Source organism: Hymenobacter sp. M1-2 (assembly GCF_057808495.1).
Genome location: NZ_JBTYZO010000016.1, coordinates 17,999 through 33,120, shown reverse-complemented (window position 1 = coordinate 33,120; position 15,122 = coordinate 17,999). Strand labels below are relative to the sequence as shown.

The window sequence follows — 15,122 nt, the reverse complement described above, 5'->3', positions numbered from 1 at the left end:
TAAACCTCCGACTCTTGCTTGCTTTTAACCTATCCGCCTCAGTTGATTCTTAGCCTCACTTCGCGTGAGAACTGCTTACTTGGTGCCGGAACAACACCAATCTATATGACCGGCTGGGAGCTAACTGACCTCATGGATACTTTGCGGAAGGCTAACGCAAAGAGTTCTGAAAAACTGCAAAACTTCTTGCAGCAGTATCCTTTGAGCGCCATTAATGAGGATAATACGGTCCTATTAATTTTGAGAAAATTCGATGCGAATTTTTGGAACGGCAAAAGGAATGTGTTCAACTGTATACCGGAAGGTGAGCATTTTCAATGGGGAATCACTGTGGTAACGTTGCTATCCGATGGCGCGGCGGGCATGCACAATGTATACGTGCCAAATCATCTTTCTTATACTGGAATAAAAATAACTGACACTGAAATTACTATTCAGGCCAAGGAGCTGACCAAGATTACCAATTTAAGGGAGCTTAATAAGAAGATGGATTTTTATGGCCAATTTGAAGAGGAGGATGTGACGCAAGCATTTGCCAAGCTGACTAACGAAGTATATCCAGCTAAGCAGCGTCGCAAGCTAGATGCCACGGAAATGGTTTTGGAAAGCCCACTATTTGGCGAGCTGCAATACAACGAGAAATACCAACAATACGAGGGAAGTTATGCAATAGATAATCGTTCGATTTCTGTTTCGATGACGATTGCGGATGATGTTGAAATCAAATCCATAATTGAAAATGCTGAAAGATGGGTGCAGGATAAGTTGTACGAGGAGGTATTCTTGAAAATGGAGCAGGATATGATAGAACTAAAAAACGATGCGTGGCTCGACGAAAAGGAGAGGCCCATAACAACGAAGAAATTTCGCCGCAAAGTGACGCTAGATGGCATTGTATTCCATAGCGACTTTTCTATTGACATGTATTATGAGGACGGGGATATTTTCGCCGGGCATTATATAGTGGTTGATGTAGATGAGACGGGCAAGTACAAAAGTTCGACATTAGCTGGGTAACTTGCGCCGTTATATCTCTCGTAAATGTCTCAACCGTCAGCTGATAAGGCCGGCTTGCACCCCCGTAACCGCCACGCCACCCGCTACGATTTCCCGCAGCTCATAGCTGCCAGCCCAGGCCTCGCGCCCTTCGTGGCCCGCAACCAATACGGCGACGAAAGCATGGACTTCGCTGATCCGGCGGCTGTGAAAGCGCTGAACCAGGCGCTGCTAAAGCACTTCTACGGCGTGGCCCACTGGGATATTCCCGCCGGCTACCTCTGCCCGCCCATCCCCGGCCGCGCCGACTATCTCCACCACGCCGCCGACTTGCTCGCCGCCGTCAATGGCGGCGAAATACCGCGTGGTAAGGCTGTCCACGTGCTCGACGTTGGCGTGGGTGCTAACTGTGTGTATCCCATCGTGGGCACCCGCGAGTACGGCTGGCGCTTCGTCGGCTCAGATATTGACCTGGTAGCCATTCGGGCGGCTAAGCACATGGTGGCAGCCAATCCCGTCCTGGCTGGCCGTATCGAGTTGCGGCTGCAAAACCACGCCCAAGACGTATTCGACGGTATCGTGAAGGCGCGCGAGGAGTTCGATCTGACGGTGTGCAACCCGCCGTTTCATGGCTCGGCAGCAGAGGCGCAGGCGGCCAACCAACGCAAGACGCGCAACCTCGGCCACGCGAAACCGGCGGAGCCAACGCCTAATTTTGGCGGCCAAAGCACTGAGTTGTGGTATGAGGGTGGCGAAGAAGCCTTTGTGCGCCACTTGGTGGAGCAGAGCGTGCCGCTGGCAGCGCGAGTGCTGTGGTTCAGCACGCTCATTTCCAAGAAGGAAACCCTGCCGAGCGTCTACCACTTCCTCAAGAAAGCCGCTGCTCTCGACATCAAAACCATTGAGATGGCCCACGGTCAGAAGGTAAGCCGCCTCGTGGCCTGGACGTTTCAGGGCCCCGACCAGCAACAAGCCTGGCGCGAGCGGCGCTGGAAGTAGCCTGTTGGTGCGGCTCAGAAACTACCTGTCGCCTTTCCTAGAGGCCCATAGCTGCTAGGAGAAGCCGTAGATTTGTGTGATTAGCCCGCACTTCTCCAGGCTTACAACGAGTGAAACAGGAATGAAAATCGAAACTATTGCTGATTTGTTCGAGAAAGAAGGAATATATTATTCCAAAGATAAATCATTAATTTCTTACCCCGAAAGTGGAAACAATAACTTCTTTCAAATAGAAGAAAATAGCTTCTGGTTTAATCATCGGATTAAATGCATTGCCGCGGCAGTAAAGAAATATTGTCCTGATAATGTATTCTATGATATTGGCGGTGGCAATGGTTACGTAGCTAAAAGCCTCGAAGATGCCGGAATTACTACCGTGTTGGTTGAACCGGGAGTGCAGGGCTGCTTTAATGCCAGAAAGCGCCACCTCACCAACATCGTGTGCTCGACGCTGGAAGATGCGCACTTCGCGCCGGCTTCATTGCCTTCTATTGGTTTATTTGATGTGGTAGAGCACATCGAGGATGACGTCAAGTTTCTACAATCTATCTACCAGTATTTACAGGCCGATGGGTATGCTTTTATAACAGTGCCGGCGTACCAGTTTTTGTGGTCTGCCGAAGACGTTGATGCCGGTCATTACAGAAGATATACCGTGGCGCAGTTAAATGAGAAATTAAAAAGCGTAGGTTTCTCAATTGAATATTCCACCTACATATTTTCGGTGCTGCCGCTGCCTGTTTTCATGTTTCGCACCATTCCCGGTATGCTCGGACTAAATAAAAAGCCAGGCGACTTTCATAAGCACAAAAACGCGCATACCGTTGAAAATGGGTTGGTAAGTAAGCTCACCAACAAAATATGGGACGCTGAGCTAACTAAAATCGCGCAAGGCAAATCTATTTCGTTTGGGACAAGCTGCTTTGTAGTAGCGAGAAAAATGTCTGCCTAACTGCTGTCAGTTCAAATAAAAAGGCGGCTCCCAAACTTGGGAGCCGCCTTTTTGTTGGCTAGCCTACGCTGAGGGTAGATGGGAAATTACTCCACTACCACGCGGCTCATTTGCGTAGCTTCCGACGTCACGATCTGGACCATGTAGAGGCCAGCCGGCAGCTGCGAGCCATCCACTGAAACTTCCTGGCCGTTGAGGGGGCGCGTCTGTTCCAGTACCACGCGGCCGGTTACGTCGCGGAGGGTGATGCTGGCGGTGCGGGCTTTGTTGGCTTCGAGGCGCACCGAGAACTGGCCGTGCGTGGGGTTGGGGTACACTTGCACGCGGCTCTGCTGCACGGTGGACGTGCGAGTCGCGAGAATCAGGTTGCAGACGGATACGCCACGGTTCTGCTCGGCAATGCGGGCCGCGAATTCCTGGTAGTATTGATTCGTAACGCGCGCGTCGTGCACGATGAGTGTGTTTTCGTCATTCTCGGTGTTGGCCGAGAGGCTCCAGTTGTGCGAGCCCACGAACACCTGCGGGTCCGATAGCGCGGCACCGGCATCGATGATGGCGTACTTGTGGTGCATGATGCCCGGCGTGTTTTTCACCATGATGCGGCTGCCCACGGCCTGGCGAATGAGGCGGAATACGTTGCCGGAGTTGGTGGAGCTGGTGTCGTTATTGAGGACCTCGGTGCAAGCCGCGATGTTGCGTAGCTGCACTTGGTCCCGGATGGCGCGCCCGATGTCGGTTTGCGTGTTGAGCATGGTGGCAATGTGCAGGTCGTTGTCGGCGGTGCGCACGGCTTCGATGAGGCGGCCATTCACGTTGTCGGTGGGCGAGAACCACGATTCCACCAGCTTGCCGCCGATGTTGAGGTAGTGCGGGGTGTTGTCGGTTTTGCGCGAGCCAAACTTCACGGCGCCCGTGGTAGAAGTGCTGCTGCCCCACATTTCCTCGAACTCCATCTTGTACACGCGGGCCAGGGCTTGGTCCTGCACCACAATCACGTTGTTACGGTCCGTGGAGAGCTGACCCGGCGTCCAGTTCGTGGAGCCGGTCCACACCCACGGCACGTTGGGGTTGGCGTCCTCGGCGTCGATGATGACGAATTTGTTGTGCATGATGCCCTGAATGGTGCCGGAACCGGTTTGGGTGCGGCCCGTTCTGGCCACGCCGGCGTTGAGGCTGTTGATGCTCAGGTTGGCGTTATCATCCTCATAAATCACGCGCACCCGCACGCCGCGCGCTTGGGCCGCATTTACGGCCGCCAAGATGGTGGGGCTGTTCCAGTTATAGATGGCGAGGTCGAGCGTGGCGGTGGCGCGGTTGATGTAGCGGGCCAGCGTGTCGGCCACGGCGCCGTTGGCCAGGTACACGGCGTTGTTGCCGGGCGAGGCAAGGTTAGTATTCACCGAATTGGTGAAGTAGGTGCGCATCTTGCCCGAAGAAAGCGAAGCCGTAATCATGGGCACCACGCGCGACTCCGACAGGCCGGTGGCGTTGGTGCTGCTGGCTTTCACGTAGTACACCGTGGCCGGCTGCAAGCCTGTAATGGCTACGGTGTGGCTGGTGGTGCTGGCGGCGCTGGTAACGGTCGTGAACGGGCCGGCCGCCGTGGTGGCGTATTCCAGCTTGGTGTCGCCGGCGTTCTGGGTGGTGAAATTCACCGTGAAGCCCGTGCTGGTGATGCTGGTGGGGTAGGGCGTGTTGACAAGGTTGGGCGTAGCGCCCTGCCGGAAGTCGGCGTAGACACGCGGCAGCAGTTGGTAGCCAGGCGCGGCGGGCGTAGGAGCCGTAAACGTGAACTGGCTCATAATGCCCACGGCATCGAACACGCCAGTAGGGGATGGTTTGCCAATCAGGCCGTTGGCCCCGCCCGAAGCCGGGTTGACGAACAGAACCGTGGCCGCGTTATTGTTGATGCGGTACGTGGTGTTGGCACTGAATGCCGTGACCGTAGCCCCAGCAGTGGTATTGATGGACGTAGCGCCGGTCAGCTGCACGAGCTGACCTTCGTACTGCTCGGCAAATGCAGCCGTGAAACCACTCGCCGGAAAAGCCACCGGCGCCGGGAGCGGCCGGTTGCCTGCCAGTACCGACAACGACGTTATGGGGTCAATTTCCAGCAGCCCGCGGAAGTCCTTGAGCGTGCCCGTCACGAGGATGGAGTCGCCGGGCACCACGTTGGCTAGCTGCGAAGCCGAGTACACTCCGATGCCGGCCGTACCGTCCTGGATGTAGCGGATAGCACCTAGCTCCGGGCCATTGGTCACGATGCCGCGCACTGTAACGGTAGCGCCCGACGTGTTGAAAGCCGGGGCCTGCGCCCGCGCCGCCGCGATGGTGATGGCCGTTTGCGCCTGCGCGGGCCGGAAAGCAGCCATGCTACAGAGCAAGGCCAGCAGAGTAAAATTCTTCATGCAAGAAATGAAAGAGGGATGCGACTGTGGTTCAGGAAAAACAGGCCGTAAATATCCTGCTTTTTGGTCGTAATGAAGCCTGCCAGGAGGTTATCTGTGCATTATAAATTACGGAGCCAGCGCCGCCCCCCACGCTACATAATGTTCACCTCGGGGTGCAGCTCAATACCGAACTTCTCGCGCACTGAGGCAATGATTTCGTAGGCCAAATCCCGAATGTCCTGGCCCTGCGCGCCGCCGTGGTTCACGAGCACCAACGCCTGCCGGTCGTGCACGCCGTGGGGGCCGCGGCGCAGACCTTTCCAACCGCACTGCTCAATAAGCCAGGCCGCCGGCACTTTCACGCCGCCGGGCACGGGGTAGCCGGGCAGGGCGGGGTAGTTGGCTTTCAGCTCATCGAACCGAGCCTGCGAGATTTCCGGGTTTTTGAAGAAGGAGCCGGCGTTGCCGATCTGGGCCGGGTCGGGGAGCTTGCTGCGCCGGATGCTGATAACGGCCTCGCTCACGTCGCGCGGGGTGGGCTCGCCGGCCACGCCCATGTCCTGGAGCGTGGTTTGGATGTCGCCGTAGCGCACGTTGGGCTGGGCCTGGCGGTGCAGGCGCAACAGCACGCCCGTCACGATGTACTGGTTTTTGAGCGGACCTTTGAACACGCTTTCGCGGTAGCCGAAGCCGCATTCGTCGCGGGTGAAGGTGCGCAGGCGGCCGGTGGCCGTTTCCAGGGCTTCGAGCTGCTCAAAGGTATCTTTCAGCTCGGCCCCGTAGGCCCCAATGTTCTGGAGCGGCGCGGCGCCCACCGTACCCGGAATCAACGACAAGTTCTCGATGCCGCCCAGGTGTTGGTCGAGCGCGTACTGCACCAGCCCGTGCCAGTTCTCGCCCGCGCCAGCCCGCAGCAAAGCCGTGTCCTCGTCCTGGCTGAGGATTTCGAGGCCCCAGATTTCATTTTTCAGCACCACGCCGTCGAAGTTCTGGGTGAAGAGCAGGTTGGAGCCGCCGCCGAGCACCAGCTTTTCGGCCGCCTGCACTTCCGGCAGCGCCAGCAAGGCCCGCAACTCCTCTACCGACGTGAAACGGGCGAAGAGGCGGGCTTGTACGTCGAGGCCGAAGGTGTTGTAGGAGCGGAGCGAAACGTTGTGTTCGAGGGCGGGAGCCATAGGAAACGCGGGAGGTAAGGGTGCCCGGCAAAGGTAAGGCGCCCGCGGCTGGTTCGGGCGGCCGGCCGCGTGGCCTAGCATTTCCCAAGCACAATCTCATCTTTATTACGAAGCGCGCTATATCGTAGCACCGCTCAGCTCGCGGCTTCGTAGATAGTAGCACCAGGGCCGGGAGCCGGCAAGTTCCGCTGGCCCTCCGCTCGTTTCGCTCACCTCGCTCTTTGGCCGCCATGCAGCTACACGAAGTTCTCACCCCGACGCAGGCGCGGGAATTCCTGGCTTTTCCGGTGCGCCTCTACCGCGCCGACCCGCACTACATTCGCCCGCTCGACAAGGACATCGAGCAGGTGTTCAATACGGAGCGCAACAAGTATTTCCGGCACGGCGAGCTGGTGTGCTGGCTGCTGACGGACACGCAAGGCCAAACCATTGGCCGGGTGGCCGCTTTCGTGAATGAGCGCACGGCCCGCACTTTCGAGCAGCCCACGGGCGGCATGGGCTTCTTCGAGTGCATAGCCGACCAAACGGCGGCCAACATTCTGCTCGATGCCTGCCGCGACTGGCTCGCCGCGCGCGGTATGGAAGCCATGGATGGGCCCGTCAATTTCGGTGACCGGGACCAGTGGTGGGGCTTGCTCATCGACAATTTCGGCTCGCCGCTCTACGCCCAGAACTACAACCCGCCTTACTACCGCCGCTTGCTGCAAGCCTACGGCTTCGAACTGTATTTCAAGCAGTACACCTACTTCCGCGACGTGCAGGCGCCCCTCTCGCCGCAGTACCAGGAAACCGCCATGCAACTGCTGGCCAACCCCGATTACAGCTTCGAGCACCTGCGCGTGAAAAACCTGGCCAAGTACGCCGAGGATTTTCGGCAGATCTACAACAAAGCCTGGGTGAAGCACAACGGCGTGCGGGAAATGACGCCGGAGCAAGCCGCCAACATCATGCGCAAGCTGCGCCCTGTCATCGATGAGCGGATCTGCTGGTTTGCCTACTACCGCGGCGAGCCGGCGGGCTTTTTTATCGCGCTGCCCGAGCTAAACGAGCTATTCCGCTACGTCGATGGGCAGCTCGACTGGCTGGGTAAGCTCAAATTTGCGTGGTACCGCTGGCGCCGGGTGGTGCGCACCATGACCGGCATTGCCTTTGGCATCACACCCGAGCACCAGGGCAAGGGCCTGGAGATGAGCTTTATTCTGGCGGCCAGCAAAGTGGTGCAGGACACCAGCAAGGTGCACTACCAGGACTTCGTGATGAACTGGATTGGCGACTTCAACCCCAAGATGATGAGCGTGGCCGAGAAAATCGGCGGCTCCATCTGGCGCACCCACGCCACCTTCCGCTACCTTTTTGACCGGAGTAAGAAGTTCAAGCGGGCGGAGGTGATTTGAGATAGATAGCCTAACGGGGCCTCACCCCCCTGCCCCCTCTCCTAAGGGAGAGGGGGAGCCTGACGACAGCAGAGGTATTCTGACTGGAGATGTGCGATGAGTAGCGCGGCACCGAAGGTTAGCCCCAGCGGGGCGGCATGTCGGTAGTACAGCTTGGTAGCAGTTTTTCCAGCCCCGTAGGGGCGATACCAGTCGTTGGGTGTCGCCCCTACGGGGCTGTATAATGGAATGTGCCCGGTATTTCTACCGATATGCCGCCCCGCTGGGGCTTCCGTTCTGTAGATCGTAACGTAGAGTTGGCTACCCCACAGTAGTTCTCGGATTGTTTTGCTGGCTACCTCGCGCCATCCACCGGGCAGGCGGCTTTTCGCCGCCCGCCCGGTCGTCGCTCGAACGAGGATGCCCGAACGAGGTCGGCTACAACATCAGCTTGCTTCTACCGGGCGGGCGGCGAAAAGCCGCCTGCCCGGACCAGACATCAGCTAGAGAACCGCTGCAAGTGGCGTAAGGGCCTTTTGAGCTTCATATACTACCACCCTTAAGCTGCTACACGGCTGGTGCGCCAGTTAGAATAGCAAAGAGGCCAACCTGACTGTTCAAGTTGGCCTCTCGCGTCTTCAAGTCGGCGACTTTAGTGTTCAAGATGGCGTCCTAGACGTTCTAGTTACCAACTTTAGTATTCAGGATGGCAACTTGAGTGTTCAATTCGTCGACTTTAATGTTAAAGATGCCAACTTTAATGTTCAAGACGGCAACTTGAGTGTTCACCTCTTCCACTTTGGCCTTCAACTCACCGACTTTGGGGTGATTTCATGGTCAGGACTCCCACTTTATCCAAAACGGCAAGTAGGCTACCAGCCAACGACGTATCCGGAGCAGCCCTCCATGCACAAGCAACGCATCAGTCCCGGCACACCAAAAAATCAGCACATCAGCACATCAAGAAATCAGCCCATCAAAACGAGTACTGTACGCTGGCGGTGATGTTGCGGGGGAGGATGGGGCGGACCAGGTTGTAGGCGGCTTCGGAGGGGGTGAGGCCGGCGGCGTTGCGGGTTTGGTTGTCGATGAAATCCTGGGTGATGGTTTCGCCGTTGCGGGCCGCCGCGTCGCCGAAGCCGATTGTGTTGAGCAGGTTGGAGCCCTGCACCATGAGGCGCACGCCCTTCAATTCGTAGCTGATACCGCCGAAGAGCACGCCGTAGCTAGGTAGTAGGATGGTGTTGCGGCGGTTGGCGTACCGCTCGCCAAACCAACGGTAGTTGGCAAACACGTTCAGGCCCTTCCAGAGGTAGTCGGCACCGGCCTCCAGCAGCACGTCGGGCGTGTCTTCGAGGCGGTTGCCGGCAATGGAAATGGGAGCTGCCGTAGCCGTGGGCTGCAACTGAAACTCCACCACGCGGGCCGTTTGCAGCGTGCCGATGCCCTTAAGGGTGAGACCCTCCACCGGCTGGTAGCTGACCTCCGTTTCCAGGCCCGCGCTCTGCACCGTGCCCACGTCCTGGCGCAGCGTGAAGCCACCGCCGGGGTTGGTTTGCTGCACCGTGAACGGAATGTCGCGGTTGCGGCTGTAGAAGAAGGTGAGGCCCAGGCCCAGGCGGTCGGTGGAGGCTTTGGCGCCGGCTTCGGCCTGCGTCACGCGCTGCACCTGGCCGCGGATGGTGGTGTTCTGCGTGGGGTCGGCGGGGTCCACGCCGAAGGCGAACTGGTCGTTGGTGGGCACCACGCCGGCGCTGCTGTAGCGGGCGTACACGGCGGCCCGCTCATCGAGCTTGTAGTTGGCCCCAATGGAGTAATTGAAGACGTCGAAGTTGAAATCCCACTCCCGGAACTGCCCGGTCGAAGCCAGGTAGGAGTTGTCGTAGAGCGTGGTGTAGTTGCCGTCGAGGCCGCCGTTGTTGGCGATGGGGTTTCTCGTAGCAGCCTGCAAAAAGGCGTAGCGCGGGTCCAGGTTCACGAGGGGCGCCGACTTGGCGGCGCGGCCTTCGCTGTGCGTGGTTTCGAGGCGCACGCCGGCATCGAGCCGCAGCTTATCGGTCACCCGAAATTCGTCGCCGAGGAAATAGCTCAGCACCTGGGTGGTGTTGGTGGTATTGGCCAGTAGGCCCCCGGCCGTACCGAAGCTGTAGGCCAGAAAGCCGTTCTGCGTGACCTGGAAAGCGGGTTGACCGGCCGCGTTGAGCAGCTCCAGGTTCAGCAGGCGCGGGCGGTTGCTCACTTCCTGCACAATCTGGTTGTAGCTCAGGCGCTCCTTAATAGTGTAGCGGCTGGCGTAGAAACCGGCCGAAAGCTGGTGCTGCCCCGCCGTTTTGTTGAGTTGCAGCTTGTTGATGGCGTTGGTGGCCGGCTTGTCGTCGGGGAAGATGCCGGCAATGTTCACCAGCCCGTTGCCGTTGAGCGAGGCAATATCGACGGGCTGGCCGTTGTCGGCGTAGGTGAAACGGGCCGAGGCGGCGCCTAGCGGGCGGTAGCCGGCCAAGTAGCTGCCCGCCAGCAAGGCGCCCGGCAGCGGCGAGGTCAGGTCGTACACGCCGTCGGTGCTCAGGTTGGCGTCGAGCAGGCGGGCATTGTCTTGCAGCGTGAAGCCGTTGCCAAGGTCGAAAAACACCTCCGAGCTGACGGCCTTGTAGCGCGTGTGCTGGCCATCGGCCAGATCGCGCTCCAGCGTGCCCTGGCCGTTGTTGAAGGGGTTGGGCAAGCGGTGCCGCCGGATGTGCTCCGACATCACCGTGCCGCGCCGGAAGTCGGGGCCGCCCGGAATCTGCTGCGGGTTGTTGAGGTTCTGGTACGGAATGCTGGTCAGGTAAGCCACCCGGTCGTTGAGGTACTTACCGTAAACCCGCACGTAGCCGTTTTTGAGCGTGTAGGTTACGTTGGCTTTGGCGCCGCCGCCGCGGTTGAGTGGGAAGCCGGGGTACTTGGTGCCCACGTCGTAGCGGTAGAAGCCGCCCACGTTGAAGCGCAGCGGGGTGCCTTTGATGGGGCCGCCCACGTTGGCATCCACCCGCTGCAGGCCCCCGGCCTGGGCCGCGCCTTCGCGGTCGGAGTAGAAACCCTGGTCGCCGGCCGTAAGCCGCACCACGCCGCCCATCTTGTCGCCCTGGCCGGTTTTGCTCAGGAAGTTGACCACCCCGCCGGGGGAGTTGTTGGCGTAGATGGCCGATGAGCCCCCGCGCAGCACCTCCAGCCGGTTGATGGTCTCATCAACGCGGAAGTGAATATCGGTTTTGGCGAAGGTGAGGGAGCCGGTTTCGAGGATGGGCAGGCCGTCTTCGAGCAGCTGAACGAAGCCAAAACCAGCCTCTGCATTCACCGGCAGCCCGCGCGCCGACACCGAATTAGCCGCTTCGCCACCGTCGGAGTTCACCCGGAAGCCAGGCACGGCCATGAGCAGGTCGGCGGTACCGCGGCTCACGCGGTTCTGGATTTCGCGGTTGCTGAGCGTGGTAACGGCCGTGGAGCTTTCCAGCTTGCTCTGCGGGTTGAACGTGCCCGTCACCACCACGCCGCTCATCAGCAGGGCGTCTTCGGCCAGCGTGGCCTGCACCGTGGCGTTCTGCGTGGCATCAACCGTGATGGACTGGGTGGAGGTGCGGTAGCCTAGAAAAGTAACGGTAACCGTGTAGGTGCCGGGCGCCACGTCGGTTAGCGTAAATTGGCCGTTGGCGTCGGTAGCAGTGCCCATGCTCGAGGGTTGCAGCACCACCGTGGCTCCGCTCAGGGGGCGCCCCTGGCCGTCACGGATCTGGCCGGTTACGCGGCCGGCGTTCTGGGCGGTGCCTGGTAGCGCAGTGCAGACCAGTAAGATAGCCGGCGCTAGGAAGCCGGGTAGAGTAGGAAGTCGGGTCATAGTGGGAAAGGAGAAGGCAGCAGTGTAGAGCTAGAGTACGTGCTTGGCCCCTATATGGATTGTATTGCTGGCGCATAGAAGGCGTATAACATTCCGGGGAAAGCGACTGGCAAACTGTTTCTAGGGCTACCTTCGTATAGCATTATCCGGCGGCGCCTGCGCAGTACCGGCCTTGCCTCACCGTTTTCCGCGTATGAAAAACCTTCCTTCTTTAGTTGTTCGGTTTGCTTTGTTTGGGCTGCTGGCCGCCACCTCCGCCTGCCAAACGGGCTGCGCCTACGTGCGCTACCTGATTCCACTCAACCCTACGTCCCAGAACGGCCGCCCCGTAGACCACGCGCCCTGGGATGCGCTGCTGAAAAGACACGTCAACGACCAAGGCATGGTGAATTACCGAGGTTTCCAGCAAGACAGCACGGCCCTGAACGGCTACCTGAAAACCTTGTCCGACAACCTGCCCAACGAAAAATGGACGAAGGACGAGCAGCTGACTTATTGGATCAACGGCTACAACGCCTTCACCATTCAGCGGGTCATCCGGGCTTATCCCGTCAAGAGCATCCGAAACCTAGGCGGCGACAAAACCCTGGTGAATACGGTCTGGGACCAGAAATTTATTACGCTCGGTACCGAGAAGTTCTCACTCAACGACTTCGAGCAGCGCATCATTCGCAAGAAGTTCGACGACAATCGGATTCACTACGCGCTGGTGTGCGCCGCCATGTCGTGCCCGCGCCTGCGCAACGAGGCCTACGTAGCGAGCCGTCTCAACGAGCAGCTCGACGCCCAGGGCCGTGACTTCGTCAACAACCCGCAGAAAAACCAGCTCACGCCCCCGGAAAGTCCCAAAGTGTCGGCCATCTTCGACTTCTACCCCGGCGACTTCAAGAAGAACGGCAGCACGTCGGTACAGGACGCCATCAACCGCTACGCCACCCAGAAAATCAAACCCGACGCCAAGCTGAGCTACCTGGAATACGACTGGTCCATCAACGAGCAGAAATAGCCCGGCACGAAGTAGCGAGATTTTAGAGCGGAGAACTCAGAGCCTAGATAAGGATGTATCTGGCAATTGCTTAGTAAGTGAAAACGGCCACTTTCTCAGGAAAGCGGCCGTTTTTGTGAAAGGACTCGCCAACTGGTACAGAAACGCGCATTCGTGGCTTGTCGGTGACTGAGCATAGAAGCAGCGTTTCAATACCAACCAAAACCTCCGCGCTACCGAAACCACTGCCGAGGGCTGATGGGCAGTAACCGGGGCACTTGCGCGCGGTAGCGGAGGTAGGCCGCCCCAAACTGCCGCACGAGTTTGCGCTCCTCCAAACGGGTACCCACCAGCAAGTAGGCCACGGTGCAAGCCACGAAGGTGGCCCGCGCCGTGGTGGGCGCGAGCAGCAAGTAGCCGAGCAGCCCCAGCAGCAACCCCAAGTACAGCGGGTGACGCACCACGGCGTTAAGCCCGCTCGTGTTGAGCGTGGTGTGGGCCGCGCCGGGGCCGCGCCGCACGTAGGCCCAACCCAGGAACTCGCCCAGATCATAGCCCCGCAACGCGGCCACGGCCAGCACCCCACCGCCCAGCAGCAGCGCGATGCCTACGCCAAAGAGCACTTGGTTCGGTGGCAGCAGCCAGACCTCGGGCAGCTGGGCCTGGTAATGATAAATCAGCAGAAACAGCCACACGGAAGTCTGGTTGTAGGCCAGCCGGTAAAAGCGAAACAGCCCCGGCAAGTGCCGCGCTGCCGCATTCTTAAGCCACGACGTAGCCAGCAAGCTGTGCAGCGTGAAATACAGCGTCCAGAAAATAGCCAGCAGCAGCATAAGCGCATAGTGTAAGTAGTGTCAGGAGCAGTAGCGCGAAGCTCCAGCTTCGCGCATCGTCCGCGCCGCCAGAACGGTTGCCATTCAACCCATTATCGTGCAACGATGCGCGAAGCTGGAGCTTCGCGCTACTGCCTAAAAGGCTTCGCCGATGCTGAAATAGACGCCCGAGGAGCCGGAGCCTACGCCGTAGTCGAGGCGGATATTGAGCCGGTCCTGGCGGTTGAAAGCGAAGCGTATACCCGCGCCGCCGCTCGGTTTCAACGGGCCTTCGGCGAGGTCTGCGAACTGGTTGCCGACTTGGCCGAGGCCGCCGAATACCACGCCGTTGAGGCGCCAGAACAGGCGCTGGCGCAACTCGGCTTGCACGGCCAGCAACTGCCGGTCGCGGTAGCGGCCTTCGTAGTAGCCGCGGAGCGTTTTGTCGCCGCCCAGGTTGGCCAGCTCCCGGAAAGGCACGGTGCCGGTGTGGAACTGCCCGATCAGCTGCGCGGCCAGAATGGTATTCGTGCTTTGGCCGAGCGAGCGGAAATGGCGGGCGTCTACTACGAAGCGATTGAACGAAAAGTCGCTGCCCAGGGCCGAGCCGTTGAACAGGCTGGACAGCTCCAGATAGGAACCCCGAAAAGTGCTCAGCACGTTGTCGCGCCCATCGTAGAGCAGGGCCGGGCCGATGCCGGAAATGAGCGTGTTGCCAGTGTATTCGCGCGCCGGCCGGTCGAAGAGGCGGCTTTGCGTGGGGTCATCGTTGATGCCTTGGTTCACTCGCACGTCGCGCAGGCTAGTGAGGCGGTACACGGCACCCACAAACAAACCTTGGCCTATGCGTTTGAGCACCCGCTCGTTGAAGATGAAGACTTTGTATTGAATGGTGGACTCGTCGGCGCGGCGGGTGCGCGGGCCGAAGCCGTAATAGTTGATGGGAAACTGGTTGTAGTAGCTGGCCTCGCCGGAAATGAGGAACTGCTCACCCGGCGTGAATAGCGTGTGCGTGAGTTGCAGCAGGCTCTGTTTTTTCTGCGTGCGCCACGCCACTAGCCGCGCATTCGATTTGCGCGTGGCCGTATCCGCCCCCAGCCGCCAGATGGGCAGCAGCGCCAGCCCGTAGCCAAGTCCGGTTTCCGGCTGCGAAAACACAATCGGCAGCGGAATGAAGCTCGGTTTCTCGCGCCGGGGTGCCACGGCGCCAGCCGCAGAATCGGCGGGCACGGGCAGGCGTTGCGCCGTGGCGGAACCAACCGGCACTAGCAGGAGAAACAGCACGTATAGGTAGCGCATTGGCAGAAGCAAGGAATGAAGCAATTACGCCAAACGGTAGCGCTATGGATTTCTGGCGGCCGTCTTGAGCGAGGCACAGCTAAGCGAAGACTGCCCGCCACGAAGCCAAGTCAGTCTTCAGACTGAACACGTGCCGAGTACTACTGGATAGTCCGGTTTTGTCAGTTGGAAGGCTGGTTGGAGTTCGTGGTTTCGCAAGTCTGAAGACTTGCCGGGCTGCGTGGCTGGCAGTCACGCCGACTGCGTCGGCTTAAGACTGCCGCCAGCTTG

10 protein-coding genes are annotated in these 15,122 nt (G+C 59.3%); 5 read left to right on the top strand and 5 right to left on the bottom strand.

The genetic code is table 11. The annotated features are described in order from the left end of the window. Positions 1-18 precede the first annotated feature (18 nt). From ACYSMN_RS15985 to ACYSMN_RS15975, 3 genes are all read left to right on the top strand, one after another. Positions 19-1,017 (top strand): DUF2262 domain-containing protein, encoded by a 999-nt coding sequence (locus ACYSMN_RS15985; protein WP_488924913.1) that lies wholly within the window; start codon positions 19-21, stop codon positions 1,015-1,017. A 24-nt stretch (positions 1,018-1,041) separates the two neighbouring features. Next, complete coding sequence (gene rlmF / locus ACYSMN_RS15980; RefSeq protein ID WP_488924912.1) at positions 1,042-1,995, top strand: 23S rRNA (adenine(1618)-N(6))-methyltransferase RlmF; 954 nt, start codon at positions 1,042-1,044, stop codon at positions 1,993-1,995. A 121-nt stretch (positions 1,996-2,116) separates the two neighbouring features. Beyond that, the gene (locus ACYSMN_RS15975; RefSeq protein WP_488924911.1) at positions 2,117-2,947 is read left to right on the top strand and encodes a class I SAM-dependent methyltransferase; all 831 of its coding nucleotides are present in this window, start codon (positions 2,117-2,119) and stop codon (positions 2,945-2,947) included. Positions 2,948-3,033: 86 nt separating this feature from the next. Here ACYSMN_RS15975 and ACYSMN_RS15970 read toward each other — a convergent pair whose 3' ends face one another. Both ACYSMN_RS15970 and murB read right to left on the bottom strand, forming a co-directional pair. Further along, complete coding sequence (locus ACYSMN_RS15970) at positions 3,034-5,355, bottom strand: phospholipase D-like domain-containing protein (protein WP_488924910.1); 2,322 nt, start codon at positions 5,353-5,355, stop codon at positions 3,034-3,036. 134 nt (positions 5,356-5,489) lie between these two features. Then, complete coding sequence (gene murB / locus ACYSMN_RS15965; RefSeq protein ID WP_488924909.1) at positions 5,490-6,512, bottom strand: UDP-N-acetylmuramate dehydrogenase; 1,023 nt, start codon at positions 6,510-6,512, stop codon at positions 5,490-5,492. Between the two features lie 230 nt (positions 6,513-6,742). Here murB and ACYSMN_RS15960 point away from each other — a divergent pair, with 230 nt between their 5' ends. Continuing rightward, positions 6,743-7,906 (top strand): hypothetical protein, encoded by a 1,164-nt coding sequence (locus ACYSMN_RS15960; protein ID WP_488924908.1) that lies wholly within the window; start codon positions 6,743-6,745, stop codon positions 7,904-7,906. Positions 7,907-8,861: 955 nt separating this feature from the next. Here the strand turns inward: ACYSMN_RS15960 and ACYSMN_RS15955 are convergent. Beyond that, a complete protein-coding gene (locus ACYSMN_RS15955; RefSeq protein WP_488924907.1) occupies positions 8,862-11,756 on the bottom strand; it encodes a TonB-dependent receptor in 2,895 nt (964 codons plus the stop codon). 193 nt (positions 11,757-11,949) lie between these two features. Between ACYSMN_RS15955 and ACYSMN_RS15950 the strand changes: the two genes are divergently transcribed. Continuing rightward, positions 11,950-12,762, top strand: a complete 813-nt coding sequence (locus ACYSMN_RS15950) for a DUF547 domain-containing protein (protein ID WP_488924906.1) — start codon at positions 11,950-11,952, stop codon at positions 12,760-12,762. A 212-nt stretch (positions 12,763-12,974) separates the two neighbouring features. Here ACYSMN_RS15950 and ACYSMN_RS15945 read toward each other — a convergent pair whose 3' ends face one another. Continuing rightward, positions 12,975-13,574 (bottom strand): methyltransferase family protein, encoded by a 600-nt coding sequence (locus tag ACYSMN_RS15945; RefSeq protein ID WP_488924905.1) that lies wholly within the window; start codon positions 13,572-13,574, stop codon positions 12,975-12,977. Between the two features lie 135 nt (positions 13,575-13,709). After that, positions 13,710-14,852, bottom strand: a complete 1,143-nt coding sequence (locus ACYSMN_RS15940) for a BamA/TamA family outer membrane protein (RefSeq protein ID WP_488924904.1) — start codon at positions 14,850-14,852, stop codon at positions 13,710-13,712. Positions 14,853-15,122 lie beyond the last annotated feature (270 nt).